Origin of the sequence: Pseudomonas syringae pv. cilantro (assembly GCF_001293775.1) — a bacterium.
Taxonomy (GTDB): Bacteria; Pseudomonadota; Gammaproteobacteria; order Pseudomonadales; family Pseudomonadaceae; genus Aquipseudomonas; species Aquipseudomonas syringae_P.
The window spans coordinates 15,281-32,091 of sequence record NZ_LGLN01000066.1 but is presented as its reverse complement, the minus strand read 5'-3'; the positions used below and the strand labels follow the sequence as shown (position 1 = coordinate 32,091).

At 58.2% G+C, this 16,811-nt stretch carries 12 protein-coding genes; 6 read left to right on the top strand and 6 right to left on the bottom strand.

Features of this window, described 5'->3' with window-relative positions; translation table 11 throughout:
• Positions 1-14 precede the first annotated feature (14 nt).
• From ABJ99_RS16935 to bglX, 4 genes are all read right to left on the bottom strand, one after another.
• On the bottom strand, positions 15-2,396 hold the full coding sequence (locus tag ABJ99_RS16935) for a PAS domain-containing protein (RefSeq protein WP_080378194.1): 2,382 nt from the start codon (positions 2,394-2,396) through the stop codon (positions 15-17).
• 224 nt (positions 2,397-2,620) lie between these two features.
• Positions 2,621-3,955: a sigma-54-dependent transcriptional regulator gene (locus ABJ99_RS16930; protein WP_054086802.1), complete on the bottom strand. Its 1,335-nt coding sequence runs from the start codon at positions 3,953-3,955 to the stop codon at positions 2,621-2,623.
• A gap of 6 nt (positions 3,956-3,961) precedes the next feature.
• Positions 3,962-5,719, bottom strand: a complete 1,758-nt coding sequence (locus ABJ99_RS16925) for an ATP-binding protein (protein ID WP_054086801.1) — start codon at positions 5,717-5,719, stop codon at positions 3,962-3,964.
• Between the two features lie 69 nt (positions 5,720-5,788).
• On the bottom strand, positions 5,789-8,089 hold the full coding sequence (bglX, locus tag ABJ99_RS16920; RefSeq protein WP_054086800.1) for a beta-glucosidase BglX: 2,301 nt from the start codon (positions 8,087-8,089) through the stop codon (positions 5,789-5,791).
• A gap of 300 nt (positions 8,090-8,389) precedes the next feature.
• Between bglX and ABJ99_RS16915 the strand changes: the two genes are divergently transcribed.
• Both ABJ99_RS16915 and ABJ99_RS16910 read left to right on the top strand, forming a co-directional pair.
• Positions 8,390-9,103, top strand: coding sequence for a TPM domain-containing protein (locus ABJ99_RS16915; RefSeq protein WP_054086799.1), 714 nt, complete (start codon positions 8,390-8,392; stop codon positions 9,101-9,103).
• Positions 9,104-9,129: 26 nt separating this feature from the next.
• Positions 9,130-9,747, top strand: coding sequence for a TPM domain-containing protein (locus tag ABJ99_RS16910; protein ID WP_054086798.1), 618 nt, complete (start codon positions 9,130-9,132; stop codon positions 9,745-9,747).
• Positions 9,748-9,803: 56 nt separating this feature from the next.
• Here ABJ99_RS16910 and ABJ99_RS16905 read toward each other — a convergent pair whose 3' ends face one another.
• Both ABJ99_RS16905 and ABJ99_RS16900 read right to left on the bottom strand, forming a co-directional pair.
• Positions 9,804-10,820, bottom strand: a complete 1,017-nt coding sequence (locus ABJ99_RS16905) for an alpha-xenorhabdolysin family binary toxin subunit B (protein ID WP_054086797.1) — start codon at positions 10,818-10,820, stop codon at positions 9,804-9,806.
• Positions 10,817-12,037 carry an alpha-xenorhabdolysin family binary toxin subunit A gene (locus tag ABJ99_RS16900; protein WP_054086796.1) on the bottom strand — a complete coding sequence of 407 codons (1,221 nt, stop codon included), beginning with the start codon at positions 12,035-12,037 and terminating at the stop codon, positions 10,817-10,819. The genes ABJ99_RS16905 and ABJ99_RS16900 overlap by 4 nt, the downstream gene beginning before the upstream one ends.
• A 297-nt stretch (positions 12,038-12,334) precedes the next feature.
• On the opposite strand from ABJ99_RS16900, the gene ABJ99_RS16895 reads away from it, so the two are divergent.
• The 4 genes from ABJ99_RS16895 to ABJ99_RS16880 all read left to right on the top strand — a co-directional run bounded on the left by ABJ99_RS16895 (position 12,335) and on the right by ABJ99_RS16880 (position 16,743).
• A complete protein-coding gene (locus ABJ99_RS16895) occupies positions 12,335-13,555 on the top strand; it encodes a class I SAM-dependent methyltransferase (RefSeq protein ID WP_054086795.1) in 1,221 nt (406 codons plus the stop codon).
• 156 nt (positions 13,556-13,711) lie between these two features.
• Positions 13,712-14,860, top strand: coding sequence for an L-threonine dehydrogenase (gene yiaY / locus ABJ99_RS16890; RefSeq protein WP_054086794.1), 1,149 nt, complete (start codon positions 13,712-13,714; stop codon positions 14,858-14,860).
• A 25-nt stretch (positions 14,861-14,885) separates the two neighbouring features.
• Positions 14,886-15,368 (top strand): GNAT family N-acetyltransferase, encoded by a 483-nt coding sequence (locus ABJ99_RS16885; protein ID WP_054086793.1) that lies wholly within the window; start codon positions 14,886-14,888, stop codon positions 15,366-15,368.
• A gap of 118 nt (positions 15,369-15,486) precedes the next feature.
• Entirely contained in the window at positions 15,487-16,743 is a 1,257-nt protein-coding gene (locus ABJ99_RS16880; RefSeq protein ID WP_054086792.1) for a pectate lyase family protein, read from the top strand.
• Positions 16,744-16,811: the final 68 nt, after the last annotated feature.

Below are 16,811 nucleotides of genomic sequence, written 5' to 3'. Positions count from 1 at the left end.
CTGTAAACGAGTAATCAGTGCTTCGGTTCCCCGTTGCGGCACACGGCCTTGTGCAGAAGCGCGGCCAGATCTTCCCTGGAGTAGGGCTTTTGCAACAGATCGAAGCGATGGGTTTCGTCTTGAGCAATCGTGGCAAATTCTGTGCTGTAGCCTGTGGTCAGCACCACCGGCATCCACGGGTAGCGCGCTTCGATTTCTGCGTATAGCTCCAGTCCGCTCATGCCCGGCATGGCAATGTCCGAAAACACCACGTGGAAGTTTTCAGGGTTGCCGGACAGCTCTTGCAGGGCTTCGCGGGCGCTCGATACCCAGAGCACCTGAAAACCGAGTTGTTCGAGCATCGGCCGGGTGTAGGTGCCGATGTCCTGGTTGTCTTCGACCATCAATACGCACAGGCCGGAGGGCGCATTGAGCTCGCAGTTCTCGTCTTCCGGAACCGGCTCATGGTCCTGCGCGCTGGGCAGGCATAACGTGAAGCGGCTGCCGCTGCCCAGTTCGCTTTCGACCAGCACTTCACCACCCGACTGCTTGGCAAAGCCGAACACCTGAGACAGGCCCAGCCCGGTGCCCTGACCAATACTTTTGGTGGTATAGAACGGCTCGAAGATCAGCCCCAGTTTGTCCTTGGGGATGCCCGACCCGGTATCGGTCAAGGACACCGTCACGTAGTCGCCCTCGCTGAGCGAAGGGGCCAGTTCGGCAGAAGAGCAGGCCGAGCATTCGACCTTGATAGTCAGACGGCCGGAGCCCGCCATCGCATCGCGGGCGTTGACCACCATGTTGACCAGCGCGGTGTCGAACTGGCTGCCATCAGCAAAGATAAAGCACGGCTCTGGCGGCAGATCGATGTGTACCTGAATGCGTGAGCCGGTCAGGGTATCCATCATTTCGCCGATGCGCGCCACGCTTTTGCAGACATCGAAGACTTCCGGCTGCAAGGCCTGGCGGCGGGCAAAGGCCAGCAGTTGGCCGGTCAGGCGCGCCGCGCGGTCGACGGTGCTGGAAATCGCTTCCACGTATTTCATGCGGCGCGTTTCATCGAGGTTGGTGGACTTCAGCAAGTCGCTACACGAGCGGATAACCGTCAGCAGATTATTGAAATCGTGTGCCACGCCACCGGTCAACTGGCCGATGGCTTCCAGTTTCTGGGCTTGATGAAGCGCTTCCTGAGAAACCCTCAGCGCTTCGTTGGCGGCTTCTTCGGCCTGAATATCACGACCGACGGCGTGAATGAACTGCTTGTCCGGCACCGCCGTCCAGGCGATGGTCCTGTACGAGCCGTCCTTGTGACGGTAACGGTTCTTGAAATGAGGGATGCTCTGACCGTTCTCCAGCCCGCTCATCGCGGCCAGGGTGCTGTCGATATCATCAGGGTGCACCAGCATCAGGAATTGCCTGTCGAGCAGTTGTTCTTCCGACCAGCCCAATGCCTGGGTCCAGGCCGGATTGACCGCCGAAATAATGCCGTCGAACTGCGCAACCAGCATCAGATCGGTCGACAGCCGCCAGATGCGGTCGCGGTCCTGGGTGCGCTCGATAACGCGCTGTTCGAGGGTTTCGTTCAGCGACAACAACGCTTCTTCCGCATCCCTGAGCTGGGTCATGTCCCTGGAGACGCAGAGGATCTTCTCCGGTTTGCCGTCCTTGCCGAAAATCGGGCTGACCTGCACATGCCACCATTTGACGTTGCCGCCCAGCGTCTGCGCCGAGCCCATGAAGCTGGCGCTTCGACCGGCGCGGGCGGCGTCGACTGCGGCGATGGCGTCCAGATTGCCCTGGTTTTGCCAGAAATCCGGCCACGGACAGCCGCGAATGGCGTTGAAGTCGCTGACTTCCATGATCCGCTGACCGCCTTCGCTCATGAACGTCAGACGTGAGTCGAGATCCAGCACTTTGATGCAGTCATTGATGCTCGACAGAACCCGGTCAGTAAACGCTTCGTTTTCATTTTGCCGGGCTTCGGCGAGAACCTGAGAGGTGGTTTCGTTAACCCGGCTGAAAACGCCTTCGATCAGACCGCTGTCACCATAAAGTGGTGAGTAGGACAGCGACCACCAGGTCTGTACGGATTTGCCACCGCGCACGACGGTGCGCTGAATATCGTCCGACCGGCAGCTGTGACCGGCGAGCGCCTGCTCGGCCAGCGGTCGAACCGCTTCCCATGCATCGCCCCATACAGAGGCGATAGGCTGCCCCTGCGCCTGTTGCACCTCGACGGGCAGAACCGGGCAATAGGCATCGTTGAAAAACAGGATGAAGTCCCGCCCCCAGAGCAAGTACATGCTGTCCGGGCAACTGAGCATCAGGTTCATCGACGACAATAAAGCAGCAGGCCAGGCATGCTTTGGCCCCAGCGCAGACGTCGACCAGTCGGTCTCGCGGATAAATCGGCCCATTTCGCCGCCTCCCAGTGGGAGGTCGAGGGGAGTATTCACGGTAGAAAATGCCCCATCTTTCGGACTGCCAAAGTGAGCTGAATGGTTAAAGCAGGAATGGTGTCATTATGCCTTGTCTGACTCAGCGACCGCTATCGAATGCGACCGCGATCAGTAAGCAGACCCGGTGCAAACCGAAATGTTCGGTTCTGCCCTGAAGAAGACGTGCGCAGTGCCTGGAACCTTCAGTTGAGAAACATTTCCCGCGTCAGGCCATGACGCTGCATTTTTTCGTTCAGAGTCCGGCGCGGCAGTTGCAACTCGCCCAGCACGGCCTTGATATCGCCTTTGTGAAGGGTCAGCGAGGCGCGCAGGCATTGCGCTTCGAACGCTTCCTGACGGGCCGCCAGTGATTGCCCATGCGTCGGGCTGTCAGGCTCGGAAGGCGTCAGCTCCAGGCCGAGTGCCTGACGCTCGGCCGCATTGGCCAGCTCGCGAACGTTGCCGGGCCAGTCATGGCTGAGCAACTGGCTCAGGCGCGCGACACTGAGGGGCGGTGCCTCGCGGCTCAGGCGTTCGGCGGCGGTTCTGGCGAAATGGCTGAACAGTTGCGGGATGTCTTCCCGGCGTTCGCGCAAGGGCGGCAAGCGCAGTTCGGCTACATTCAGGCGATACGCGAGGTCTTCCCGAAAGCGCCCGGCACGTGCCTCTTCAAGCAGATCAGGCTTGGTCGCCGCAATGATCCGCAGGTCGACCTCGATGCTCTGATTCGAGCCCAATCGCTCCAGGCGCTTGTCCTGCAGCACGCGCAGCAGCTTGACCTGCTGCGCCATCGGCATGCTCTCTATTTCATCGAGAAACACGGTGCCGCCGTCGGCGTACTCCAGACGCCCGATGCGCTTGCCTTGCGCGCCGGTAAACGCGCCGCTTTCATGGCCGAACAGCTCGGCTTCGAACAGGTGTTCCGGGATGGCCGCGCAGTTGAGTGCCACGAAAGGTTTGCCTGCGCGCGGGCCGAAGTCATGCAGGCAGCGGGCGACCAGTTCTTTGCCGCTGCCCGTTTCGCCCCGGATGATCACATTGACCGGCAGTTGCGACAGCTCCAACACCTGTCGGCGCAGGGTTTGCAGGCTGGGCGAGGTGCCGAGCAGGGTCGCGTCGAGGCGTGTCCTGGCGTCGGCCTGCTCATGCAGACGCCGGTTTTCCAGCACCAGCTGGCGTTTTTCCAGGGCGCGGCGCAGGTTACTGATCAGGGTCTCAGGGCTGAACGGCTTTTCCAGAAAGTCATACGCGCCCTCGCGCATGGCCTCGACCGCCATCGGCACGTCGCCATGCCCGGTCAGCAGAATGACCGGCAAGTCCCGGTCCAGCTCTTGCAACTGGTTCAACAGTTCCAGACCGCTCATGCCCGGCATGCGCACGTCGGTCAGTACCACGCCGGGAAAGTGTTCCGGCAGGCTGTTCAGGCACTCTTCGGCGCGGGCGAACACCTGCACCTCGAAACCCGACAGGCTCAGCCACTGTTCGACGGCTTGCCGGATGGGCGCTTCGTCGTCTACCACGATGACCGAGTTCAACATGCCGGGTCAGGTCTCCAGAGCGTCATTGGGCAGGCAGAACCAGAACACCGCGCCGTCGGCATGGCTTTCTGCGCTCAGTTGCCCGCCCAGTTGATGAATGATGGCGTACGATACGGCCAGACCGAGGCCCAGACCATCGCCTACCGGTTTGGTGGTAAAGAACGGATCGAAAATACTGGCGAGGTTTTCCGGCGCGATGCCGGTCCCGGTGTCACTGACGCTGAGTAGCCACTGCGCGTCGCGCGCATCGATACGGACTTCCAGGCGGCGTGTGCTGCAATCGCGCATGGCATCCAGTGCGTTGCGCAGCAGATTGATCAGCACCTGTTCCAGACGGATCGCATCGCCGCGCACCCAGGCCGGACGCGACAGGTGCAGCACGCAGTCGACAGCTTCTTCGCGCAAGCGTGGTTCCAGCAGCAGCAAGGCTTGATCGACCACCGTGGCAAGGTCCAGCCGCTCGCGCAAACCGCTCGGGCTTTTGCGCGCGAAGGTTTTCAGGTGGCCGGTCAGGGCCGCCATGCGCGTCAGTTGCTGGTCCACTGCATTCAGCGCCTTGCAGGCTTCGTCGATGCGGCCCTGATCGAGCAGCAGGCGCAGGGTTGCCAGTTGCATGCGCTGGGCCGTCAGCGGTTGGTTGATTTCGTGGGCCAGCGCTGCCGACATCTGTCCCAGTGCAGCCAGCTTGGCCGACTGCACCAGCCCGTCCTGCGCGGTTTGCAGGTCGCGGGTGCGCTCCTGCACCAGGCGCTCCAGTTCGTCCCGACTGCGTTCGCGCAATCGCGCCAGCCGCCAGCGCTGGTAAAGAAACAGGCCGAGAAACACCAGTGCCAGCCAGATGCCCGCTGCGGCCAGACCGGCATTGCGCACGTCCTCGCTGGCGGCCGCTGGCTTGCGCAGCAGATGCAGGGTCCAGTTTTCGTCGGGCAGCGGCAGTGATTGCCATAGGTAGTCAGCCGTGCCATCCGGTCCTTCGACACGGCTCAAGTGGCTGTTGATGCCAAAGCGATCAATAACCCGGCTGCGCAACGGAGACAGAGGCTTTTTGTCATATTGGCGAGTGCGCAGCAGATCGGCCCGGCCAGCAACGGAGATCGGCAGCAGTTCGTGATAACGCCAGTCGGGTCGATTGGCGATAAACACGATGCCCTTTTCATCGCTGACCAGCAGCAGGTCGTCACCCTGACCCCATTCCTGCTCAAGGTTCGGAAACTCCAGTTTCACGACCATCGCGCCACTGAAGACGCCTGCATCGTTCACCACTGCGCTGGACAGGAAGTAGCCGGGAATCCCCGTGGTCACGCCGACCGCGTAGAAGCGCCCGGTCCCATTGGCGCGGGTTTGCAGGAAGTAAGGTCGAAAGCCGTAGTTGTGACCGACATAGCTGTTGGGCGTGCGCCAGTTGCTCGCGCCGATGGCCAGCCCGTTGGCATCAAGCAGTTCGAGGGTCGACGAGTGGGCCGCGCTGTTGATTTTTTCCAGTTTGAGATTGAGTGCACGTTGCACGTCTTCGGTCACCGGATGGCTTAGCGCTGCGCGAATTTCCGGGTCCAGTGCCAGCACCGAGGGCAGGGCGCGGTAGCGTTCGATCAGGGTGTGCAGGGTGTTGGCGTACAACGCCAGTTGCCCACTGCCGCGTACGGCATCTTCCGACAGTGCGTGGCGCTGCGCCTGACGCATCGCCAGACTGGCCGACAGGGCGGCACCCGCCAGAATCAGCAGCACGTACAGAGAAAGTCGCCAGTAGCGATGCTTGATCGTCATGGTGCAGCCTGAACGGAATCCACAGGCGTACTGGCAGGCGGGTGCTGGCCAATACGCCTTGGAGGGGTGTTACAACAGAGTGAACGTCGCTTCTTTCACCGTCTGCGAGTCGAGGCCGATCATGACCTTGAATTCGCCCGGCTCTGCGGCGTACTTGAGTTCAGTGTTGTAGAACTTCAGGTCGTCTTCGCTGAGGGTGAAGGTGACAACCTTTTCCTCGCCTGGCTCAAGCATGACTTTCTCGAAGTTTTTCAGTTCTTTCACCGGACGGCTGATCGACGCCGCGATATCGCGCAGGTACAGCTGCACAATGGTGGCGCCCGCGACCTTGCCGGTGTTCTTCACCGTAACGCTGGCCGTCAGCTTGCCCTTGCGCTGCATATTGGCGTTCGACAGCTTGACGTCCGAGACATCGAACTGCGTGTAGCTCAAGCCATAACCAAATGGAAACAGCGGACCGTTCGGCTCCTCGAAGTAGTGCGAGGTGTAGTTGCCAGGGCTGCCTTCATGATACGGACGACCGGTGTTCAGGTGAGCGTAGTAGACCGGCAACTGGCCAATCGAGCGCGGGAATGACATGGCCAGCTTGCCCGACGGGTTGTAATCGCCGAACAGCACGTCAGCCACGGCATTGCCGCCTTCAGTGCCCGGGAACCAGGTTTCGAGCATGGCATCGGCCTGTTCCTGTTCGTCGACCAGAACCAGCGGACGACCGTTCATCAGCACCAGGACCAGCGGTTTGCCAGTGGCTTTGAGCGCCTTGATAAGATCACGCTGCTTGCCCGGAATATTCAGGCTGCTGCGGCTGGCCGATTCGTGCGACATGCCGCGCGACTCGCCCACGACGGCAACGATGACGTCGGACTGTTCGGCAACCTTGACCGCTTCGTCGATCATTTCCTGCGCCGGACGTGGATCGATCTCCACTTCCTTCTCGATGAAGTTAAGGTAAGTGAGGACGTGCTCGTTGTCACTGACGTTGGCGCCACGGGCATAGACCAGTTTGGCTTTGTCGCCGACGGCGTTGGCCAGGCCTTCGTACACGGTGACCGACTGGTTGGGACGACCCGCTGCCGACCAGCTGCCGAGCGTATCGAGGTGACTCTGGGCCAGTCCGCCGATGACCGCGATGGTGCCTTGTTTCTTCAGCGGTAGGGTGTCGTTCTGGTTTTTCAGCAGGACCAGCGTCTTGCGGGCCACGTCGCGAGCTTCGGCGCGGTGCAGGCGGTCATCGGAATAGGTGTCGGCCGGATCATCGGCGGCAACGCCAATGCGCCCGTAAGGCGAGGCGAACAGGCCCATGTCGTATTTGGCACCCAGCACTTCACGCACGGCGCTGTCGATTTCCTTCATGGAAACCTCGCCGTCCTTCACCAGCCCCGGCAACTGCTCGCCGTAGGCCACGTCGTTCATGCTCAGGTCGACGCCCGCCTTGATCGCCAGCTTGGCGGCTTCGCGGTAATCCTTGGCCACGCCGTGCTCGATCAATTCCTTGATCGCGCCGTGGTCACTGATGGTCACGCCCTTGAAGCCCCAGTCCTTGCGCAACAGGTCTTGCATCAACCATGTGTTGGAGGTCGCCGGGATGCCGTTGATCGAGTTGAGCGAGACCATGATGCCGCCAGCACCGGCATCGATACCGGCTTTGTAGGGCGGCAGGTAGTCTTGGTACATGCGCGTTTTGCTCATGTCCACCGTGTTGTAATCACGTCCGCCTTCCACTGCGCCATACAAGGCGAAATGTTTGACCGCAGCCATAATGCTGTCGTTGGCGGCAACGTTTTTGCCCTGAAACGACCTGACCATCACGTCGGAGATACGAGACACCAGGTAAGTGTCTTCACCGAAACCTTCGGAACTGCGGCCCCAGCGTGGGTCGCGGGAAATATCGACCATCGGCGCAAACGTCATGTCGATACTGTCGGCACTGGCTTCTTTGGCGGAAACCCGGGCCATTGTCGCGATTGCGTCCATGTCCCAGCTGGCGGCCATGCCCAGGCTGATCGGGAAAATCGTGCGGTGACCGTGAACCACGTCATAGGCGAAGAACATCGGAATCTTCAGGCGGCTGTTGGCGACCGCCGCTTCCTGCAACGGACGGTTTTCAGAGCGGGTGATCGAGTTGAACGTGCCGCCGATTCTTCCGGCAGCAATTTCCTTGAGAATCTGCGGCTGAGGCATTTCCGAGCTGATGCTGATGAGTCGCAGCTGACCGATCTTTTCGTCCAGAGTCATTTGTTTCATCAGTTTGCCGATGAAAGCATTCTTGGCCTGAAGCGTTGTATTGTCGGCAGCGGCGGCATTCTGGACCACCACCACTGACTGGCTGGCCATGCCGACCAGCAAACTTAATAAACACAGCTTATTCATGAATAATTTCTCAAGGCTTTTGTCGGTAACTCGCGTTTAATGTCGACAGCCAGTTTTTGGGTTATGGACCTTTGGCGTTATGGTTCGGGCAGGGCGCAAGGATAGTGGCTATCCGCATCACTGTACGAAGTTTCCCCCAAGGTATGTACGAAAATGGTTGATTGATGGATTTTTGTACAAACCCTGTCTGCTCAGCGACTGACCGGTACGCGGCGTCGCGGGTGGATTATGCCGGGGAACTTGTGTTTTGGCTAAGGCGCGTCGTTTCAACAGAGACAAAAAAGCACTGGAGGTCTGGTTTTGAAGGGTGTTTCACGGCTGGTGTTGTACGTGGTAATTCTGTTTGGAGGGATATTTCGGGCCGAGGCAGACCAGCCCGCGCTGGTGTTTCCGCCTATGACAGGCAGCGTGGTGGATGCTGCACAAATGCTCGACAGTCAGACTGCAGTGCGCCTGGCCAGGCTGCTGCGCGCCCATGAACAGGCGACCGGCGAACGCGTGGTGGTGGTTACCCTGCTTGATCTGCAAGGCGCAAGCATCGAAGAATTCGGTTCCAGGCTCGGCACTGCCTGGGGGCTGGGGCAGCACGGTGCCGCCAAAAGTGTTTTGCTGATGGTCTACCGCGACAAGCGCAAGGTATCCATGGAGGTGGGCGCTGCGCTGGCAGATCGTCTCAATGAAGCTCAGGCCGCACTGATCATCGATATGCTGATGATGCCCGAGTTCGACGATGGCCATTTTGCGGCCGGCATAGAACGAGGTGCTCAGGCAATCATCACTGCATTGGGTGGGCAGATACCCGACCACCCCGAACCTGCGGAGCAGTTGGCAGTTAATGAAGAGCAGGTCAACGACGATCAGGTATGGCTGATCGCAATCGTGCTGACCCTCATCGTGCTGGGCATCGTGGTCATCAGCATCAGGCGCGGTTCCGCTGGTCGGCCTGCGCGAGGTGGTGCGAGCCGTGAGGCTGGCGGCCGATTCGGTGGCGGGGGCGCTTCAGGGAACTGGTAATCGGGCATTTCAGGAATGAGGGAACCATGGCGTTATTGAGCAAAGAAGAACAGCGACAGGTCGCCGAGGCCATAGATCGCGTCGAACAGCGCACCGATGCCGAGCTGGTCACGGTACTGGCAGCGCGCGCGGATGATTACGCATACATGCCGTTGATCTGGGCCGGCCTGATCGGTCTGCTGCTGCCAGGCACGATCAACTACTGCCTGCAGTGGCTGAGCGCGGATGAGTTGATGCTCGCGCAGATGAGTACGTTCATTGTCGTGGCGCTGGTGTGTCGGGTGCCGAAAGTGACCGCTTTTCTGGTCCCGGTATCAGTCAGGCGCTGGCGTGCAGGCAATCTCGCCCGTCGGCAGTTTCTTGAGCAAAACCTGCACAAGACCCACGACGGCACCGGCATTCTGGTGTTCGTCAGCGAAGCCGAGCGTTATGTCGAAATTCTGGTTGATCACGGGATCGCCAACCGTTTGCACGACGATACGTGGAAGGCGATGGTCGATGTGTTTACTCAACAGGTCCGGGACGGGCAGATCCTGCAGGGGTTTCTGGGGTGTATTCACGCCTGTGGCGAGTTGCTCGCCGACCACGTGCCAGTGACCCACGGCAAGAACGAACTGCCCAACAGACTGGTCGTGCTGGGCTAGAAGCAAAGAAGGCAGGCGCCGACAAGATCGGCACCTGCCTTTTTTGAAAGCTTATATCAGACGACGCGTTTTACGTCGTAGAACGATTTCATATACGTCCTCAGTTGTTCGACCTGCTGGCTGATCAACGCCGACGAGTCATCTTGCGAGTTGATCTGATCCAGAAAGTTGTAGAACGATCGGTATACCTTTTTCGCTTCTTCTACCCAAAGCATTTTGCTCTGACTGACGCCCGCGAGTTCAGTCAACTCATCGAGTTTTTCCGCCGTAGCCTTTGCTTCCTGACTGACAGTGCGGGACTCTTCAAGCATGGCGTTATAGCGCAGCCTCAGCCTGTCGCGTTCTTCAATAAGATCAAGGTACTTCAGAGCGCTGCTGACCTTGTCGAGGAGTTTGCCGAGTCTGGCAATCCCGGCAGTGACCAGTGCGAGTTCTGGCGATGGCATGGTGACCAGCTTGAGCTCCTCGGCAGTGGGCAACATTTCCTTGAACACGTCGGCAAGGTTGTATTTTTCATATGTCTTGATGGTGGTGTCGAGCAGGCGTCGGTCTTCAGCAATTAAAGCCATCGCGCTTTCCAGCCTGGCCGAGCGTTGGGTCATGCTGTCGATCTGTTGCTGGAGTGTTTCCAGCAAACGATTGCCTTCCAGCTTCAGGTTGATCTGCGCCATATCATCGCTGTGTTCGGCAATGGTTTGAGCGCTGCGGCGCACCTCGGCAGTGAGATTCGATATCTGCCGAATGCGGTGCCCGTTCAGCATGCTGATCGCTTGTCGTTTCTGTGTGTCGCTGAGCCTTGCATCGGCCTCAATCAGCTGTTGTTTCTGATCGATGGGCTTCAGGTTGACACTATTCAACTGTACGGTGATGGTTGCCAGCGCTTGGCGATAGGCCTTGTCTGCACTCATCAATGCGTTTTGAAGCGGCCGCATTTTTTCTTTCATGACCGGCAGAAAATCCAGCTTCAGCGCGGCGACTTGCGCAAGAATGTTCTGGCGGGCGGCATTCATAATTTCAGTGTTGGGAGGGGTCAGAATCAATGCCTCACCCAAGGTTTCAGTGCTCATGCTTATCGTCCTGTAATGCCGGGTTGTTGTTCACGTTTAAACTGATCCAGCGCATCGTTAAATACTTTCAGTAAGTGAGTCGTCATGCCTTTTATTGTCAGCCAGGGTGTGATGACGCCTTGGAACGTCAGGGTGAAGTTTAAAAGTTTCTGATCATCCGTGATCGCCGCCAAATCACTTGCAGATTTGTCGATGTACGCGGCCAGCAGGGTCCAGAGGTCTCTTAGATTGGTGGCGCTCTGGTGAGCGCCCAACATACGAATATTCATATCTTCAAACAGTAGTTGCAGGCTGCGCACGGCGGCGACCAAAGGAACTGTTTCCTTGAGTGTTTCAACTTTCTGATTCTTGGAAGCGATCAGCCGATTTTTTTCTTTTCGGATTTTTTCCGCTTTGGCGCCAAAAATACCCCCCGAGATAGCGATCCCGATGGGCCCGCCTAAACCACCCGCGGCAATATTTATTATTGCGTTTTTATACTCTTTGTTTTTCTGCTCGATTTCCGTCGTCAGTTGCTCGATATCGTTTTCCAGCTCCTTGATCTGCTCGCTCAGGTTCGAGCGCGCTGCCAATTTTGCCTTGTCGTTGATACCGGGAATGAGTTGCACGCTCAGGACGTTGCTGAACGTGTCGATGTTGTGCGTGAGCGTTGCTGCGGCGTGCTGGTGATCCTTTATCTGAGAGGCGATTCTTTTCAGGAATTCTGCCAGCGCGATACAGACCCTTTGGTCGGTTTCACCTAATGGAGACGGCGTTATTTCGCGAACCTCTTCAATGGTCAAGTCGGCAATGCTCAGATCCATTTGTCTGGCAAAGTCCATCTTTTCGATGTAGTTGATGATCTGTTGGCCCTGCCCCGGGAATTGTGAGGCAAACATGTCAATGGCGAACCCGCTACGTTTGATGGCATCCTCGATACCCCGCCAGCTCTTGCCATGATTATTGATTGCCCGGTAAGTCACCAGCATATCTTTAGGCTCAAGCCCGGGAATGCCACTTCTCTTAAAACCCAATTGCTGTTCGACACGAGTAAGCGAGGTGGGAATATTCAGGGCGTTACGCTCGTAACGCTTCAGACTGAGGATGTCTTCCTTGGTGACAATAAGTGCATCGCTCCGGCCGCCTTCTATTTTAGCTTCGAGTAGGGCGCTCAAGTACTCTACGGGTTTTAACGTAACCCGTGCGATGTCTTCGTTTTCCAGTAGTGCTGCTTGACTCAACATAATGCACGTTCCTTGTGCGGGTTATTCTGTTGGAGTAACTAGTCTCCAGAGGTGTGATCTGATTACGTGTAATCAGTCAGGGCGACTATAAAGATGTTTTTGTGCGGTACAAGTAGTGGCCCGTGGTTTTCGGTACGGATTATTTTACCGATTGTGTGCGTTTCGCCCTGGCGTGTAGGGCAGTGCGAACAGTGTGTGTAGTCGCTGAAAAATAGGGGTGCCCATGATGGGCTGACGCGCCTAAAATGCCGGTCTGATTTTTCGAGTCCCGGACGGGACGCCTGAGGCACATTTTTAATGTCAGTGATTACCCCCACGTCATCCGTCGCTGCGTACGACCACCGTGCGCAGTTCCTTGGCCTGCTGGACACCAGCCTGTCGCAGAACTCGTTGATCAAGCTGGTCCTGGCCAAATACGTGGGCAGCGAAACCGACTTGCAGCGGATCATCATCAAGCCGCTGACGGTCAAGGAGCAGCCGTGCCTGAGCTTTGTGTATCGCTACAAAACGCGCGATATCACCAAGAACTTTTCGCTTGCCGAGGCGGTGGCTGTTATTGCCAGCCTGATACCTGAATCGTTCAAGAACGCGCACCTGCTGTCATTGAGCGACGAAGTCCAGCTGGAATTCAGCAAGAAGGGCAAGACCATGCTGGCCAAAAGCAAGGCTCAGCAGGAGCGTCAGGCTCCTTCAGCAGGGCATGATCGCGAGAAGATGCGCTATCTGGAGCTGACCCGGCCGTTCCTGACCGATCTTGGCGTCACCAATAGGCAGCATGAGCTGATTCCGGCCATGTCGCGCAAGTGGAAGCAGATCAACAAGTTCATCGAAGTGTTTTCCCATGCGCTGAGTTCATCGCCGCTGAAGCTCGATCAGCCGATCAAGGTCGCAGACTTCGGCTCGGGCAAGGGTTATCTGACCTTCGCCATCCACGATTATCTGTGCAACACCTTGCAAGCCAAAGGCCAGGTGACCGGCGTCGAGCTGCGTGAAGACATGGTGACGCTGTGCAATACCGCTGCTGCGGCGCTCGAATACCCCGGCCTGACTTTTCAGCATGGTGATGTGCGCACTGTGGCACCCAGCGCGCTGGATGTGATGATTGCGCTGCACGCCTGCGATGTCGCGACAGACTACGCCATTCATATGGGCATTCGTTCCGGCGCCTCGATCATCATGTGCTCGCCGTGCTGTCACAAACAGATCCGCTTGCAGATCCAGAGCCCGACGCTGTTGAAGCCGATGTTGCAATACGGTCTGCACATGGGCCAGCAGGCGGAAATGGTGACTGACAGCCTGCGTGCGCTGTTGCTGGAAGCCTGCGGTTACGACACCAAAGTGTTCGAATTCATCTCCCTGGAACACACCAACAAGAACAAAATGATCCTCGCCGTCAAACGCGCCGGGCCTGAAACACCGGCCTCGCTGCTGGCGCGCATCGAAGAACTCAAGACGTTTTACGGCATCACTGAGCACTGCCTGGAAACCCTGCTTCGGGCCGATGGGTTCTTGAACTGAAGAGTATCCGGACTGAAGAGAGCGGTCGCGGCCGACAGTCTGCGACCAGCGGTTCTTCGAATGACGGCTTCATTGCTCTGGATCAATGGTTGTACCTCGCGCAAGGCGGATGCTTGGGCTATTACCCAGGCACCCGCGCCTGCCACGAGGTCCGTCATGATCAGCACCTTTTTCATCCCCGCTGTGAACATCATCGGCACCGGTTGTATAAATGAAGCGATGCAAGCCATCCGCAAGTACGGCTTTCACAAGGCCCTGATCGTCACTGATGTCGGGCTGGCCAAGGCCGGCGTGGCGAGTCAGGTAGCTGGATTGCTGGTGGAGCAGGGTATCGACTCGGTGGTGTATGACGGTGCCCGGCCCAACCCGACTATCGCAAACGTCGAGCTTGGTCTGGCGCTGTTGCAAGAGCGGCAATGCGACTTCGTGATCTCTCTGGGCGGCGGCTCACCCCACGACTGCGCCAAGGGGATTGCGCTGTGCGCCAGCAATGGCGGGCATATCAGCGATTACGAAGGTGTCGACCGTTCGGCCAAACCGCAATTGCCGCTGATCTCCATCAATACCACCGCTGGCACCGCCAGCGAGATGACACGCTTCTGCATCATCACCGACGAAGCCCGTCACGTGAAAATGGCTATCATCGACCGCAACGTCACACCACTGTTGTCGGTAAACGACCCGAACATGATGGTAGCGATGCCCAAATCGCTCACGGCTGCCACCGGGATGGACGCGCTGACCCACGCCATCGAAGCCTACGTCTCTACCGCCGCCAACCCGATCACTGACGCCTGTGCGTTGCAGGCCATGGCGCTGATTGCCAACAACCTGCGTGAAGCCGTTAACAATGGGACCAACATCGTGGCTCGCGAGAACATGGCTTATGCCCAGTTTCTTGCTGGCATGGCCTTCAACAACGCGTCGCTGGGCTACGTGCATGCGATGGCGCACCAGTTGGGTGGCTTCTATGATCTGCCGCATGGCGTGTGCAATGCTGTTCTGCTGCCGCATGTTCAGCGCTTCAACGCCAGCGTCAGTGCTGCGCGCCTGACTGACGTCGCGCATGCGATGGGCGCCAACAGTCGCGGCATGTCTCCGGAAGCAGGCGCTCAGGCGGCCATTGAGGCTATCCGTGCGTTGTCTGCCGACGTGGACATTCCGCCAGGCCTGACGGCGCTGGGCGTCAGAGAAGAGGATTTCCCGATGCTTGCTGCCAACGCGCTGAAAGACGCCTGCGGGCTGACCAACCCGCGCCCGGCGGATCTTGAACAGATTCAGGATATATTTCGCCAGGCGCTTTGATTATCGACACCGTACAGGCTTGTAAATGGACATGCTTCGGCCCTACACCCTAGGGTCTGTTCCCGTTNTGAAACGGGAACAGACCCTAACAGATCGGGATCGTTGTCTGGATATCTTCGACACCAACGTCCCGCGTTATTTTGATCCGGCAGAGCGCGAGCAATTCGCCTGTTTCCTGATGGCGCCGCTGGGTCACTACTTCGTTGTCGAGCGAGATGGCGAGGTCGTGGCGTGCGGTGGCTACCTGGTGCTGTCAGACCCGTCGGTGGCTGAACTGACCTGGGGCATGGTCGACAGCAGTCGCCACGGCAGCGGCCTAGGCAGGTTTCTCACCCAGGCCCGGCTTGACGTCATGAGTGCTTTGCCGGGTGTCACCCGCGCTTACATCAACACCAGCCAGCATGTTCAGGGGTTCTACTCGAGTCTGGGCTTTGCCGTGGTTTCGGTGGAAGCCGACGGGCATGGTTGCGGGATTGACAGCCTCAGGATGGAGCTGACGTTTTTGTAAGCGAGATGCCTGAACGAAAGCTGACAAAAGTCATAAAACCCGAGTACGTCACGCCACTGTGCGTTTAGCATTCAGCCCATCCTCGCGATTTCCGCGAACCTGTCTGAAAGGTCAACCGATGAGGCCACTGCGCGCTCTTTTGCATTGCGGCTATGTGAGATGCGCCGTTACGTTCACCTTTATCCTGTCAGGTGCGTCGTACGTGCAGGCAGCAGACAAACCGGAAGGCTTTGCCAAAGAGGTAACCGGCGGTGGCTCTGCCGCCGCCGTGCATCCCGCGACCCTGGATGATCTTCGATCAGCGCTCTGTGCATCTCGCAACTCGCGTGGTGTCTGCACCGATGATACGCCGCGAGTGATTGTCCTGGACCACCTGTTCGATTTTCGCGGAAGTGTGATTGTTAATGGCCTTGCCGAAACCACCGAGCCTGGCTGCATCGTGAAACCCTGCCCGCAGGGCGGTGAGCAATTTGCACTCAATGGTGCCAATAACTTCTGCCACTCAAGGCCGCCATCCATAGTGACCTACGACAACGCCGGGTTGAAGCCCCTGAAAGTCGGCTCGAACAAGACGCTGATCGGAGTCGGCGACAAGGCAGGCATTCAGGGCGCTGGGCTGTTCATTGGTGGCGGCGCGCATAACGTGATCATTCGCAACCTGACGCTTTCGGATATCAATCCAAGTGTCGTTTGGGGCGGCGATGCACTCACCCTGAACAAGGCCGATGGCGTATGGATCGATCACAACACCTTCGCACGCGTCGGCAGACAGATGATCGTGACAGGCTGGGGAGCGGCGTCCCACGTGACCATCTCCAATAATGAATTCGATGGCCGTACGCCATACTCGTCTACCTGCGACGGTCATCATTACTGGGTCTGGCTGTTCCTCGGCAGCCAGGACACGCTGACGCTGTCGAGAAACTACGTTCACGATACCTCCGGCAGAACGCCTCATTCCGGAGGAATGAACCATGCGCAAGTTCGTGCGCAACTGGTCAACAACGTCTTCCAGCGCATGACTTATCAAGGCGCAATCATGTCGCGGACGTCGTCTTCACTGTTGCTGGTTGAAGGAAATGACTTCGATAACGTGGCTCATCCGCTGTTCAATTATGTGGATCAACCGGGCACGGCGTTCGCCCTGTTCGATTCGGCTTCAGTCGCCACGAGCGATGCCTGTACGAGTGTGATCGGCAGGGCATGTGTCGCGAATCGGCAACAGTCGAGTGGCGAAGATTATCGCCCGCAGGATGCCTCTGCTTTAGAAGCGTTCCGGGCGTATCGGCAGTATCTGGTGGTGCCGGTGTCGGCGGAAGAGGCCAGGGCGCGGGTGCCGGAGGAGGCGGGGGTGGGGAGGGTTGATGAAAGGTGATGTGGTCATAATTTCAAATTTGTTGAAATTTGAGACGGGGTATGTACTGGGCAGAGATTTGATTTCAG

Bases quoted from the DNA above. Each gene is read 5' to 3' on its own strand.
- ABJ99_RS16935 (WP_080378194.1), bottom strand. From the start codon at position 2,396: ATGGGCCGATTTATCCGCGAGACCGACTGGTCGACGTCTGCGCTGGGG.
- ABJ99_RS16930 (WP_054086802.1), bottom strand. From the start codon at position 3,955: ATGTTGAACTCGGTCATCGTGGTAGACGACGAAGCGCCCATCCGGCAA.
- ABJ99_RS16925 (WP_054086801.1), bottom strand. From the start codon at position 5,719: ATGACGATCAAGCATCGCTACTGGCGACTTTCTCTGTACGTGCTGCTG.
- bglX (WP_054086800.1), bottom strand. From the start codon at position 8,089: ATGAATAAGCTGTGTTTATTAAGTTTGCTGGTCGGCATGGCCAGCCAG.
- ABJ99_RS16910 (WP_054086798.1), top strand. From the start codon at position 9,130: ATGGCGTTATTGAGCAAAGAAGAACAGCGACAGGTCGCCGAGGCCATA.
- ABJ99_RS16900 (WP_054086796.1), bottom strand. From the start codon at position 12,037: ATGTTGAGTCAAGCAGCACTACTGGAAAACGAAGACATCGCACGGGTT.
- ABJ99_RS16895 (WP_054086795.1), top strand. From the start codon at position 12,335: ATGTCAGTGATTACCCCCACGTCATCCGTCGCTGCGTACGACCACCGT.
- yiaY (WP_054086794.1), top strand. From the start codon at position 13,712: ATGATCAGCACCTTTTTCATCCCCGCTGTGAACATCATCGGCACCGGT.
- ABJ99_RS16880 (WP_054086792.1), top strand. From the start codon at position 15,487: ATGAGGCCACTGCGCGCTCTTTTGCATTGCGGCTATGTGAGATGCGCC.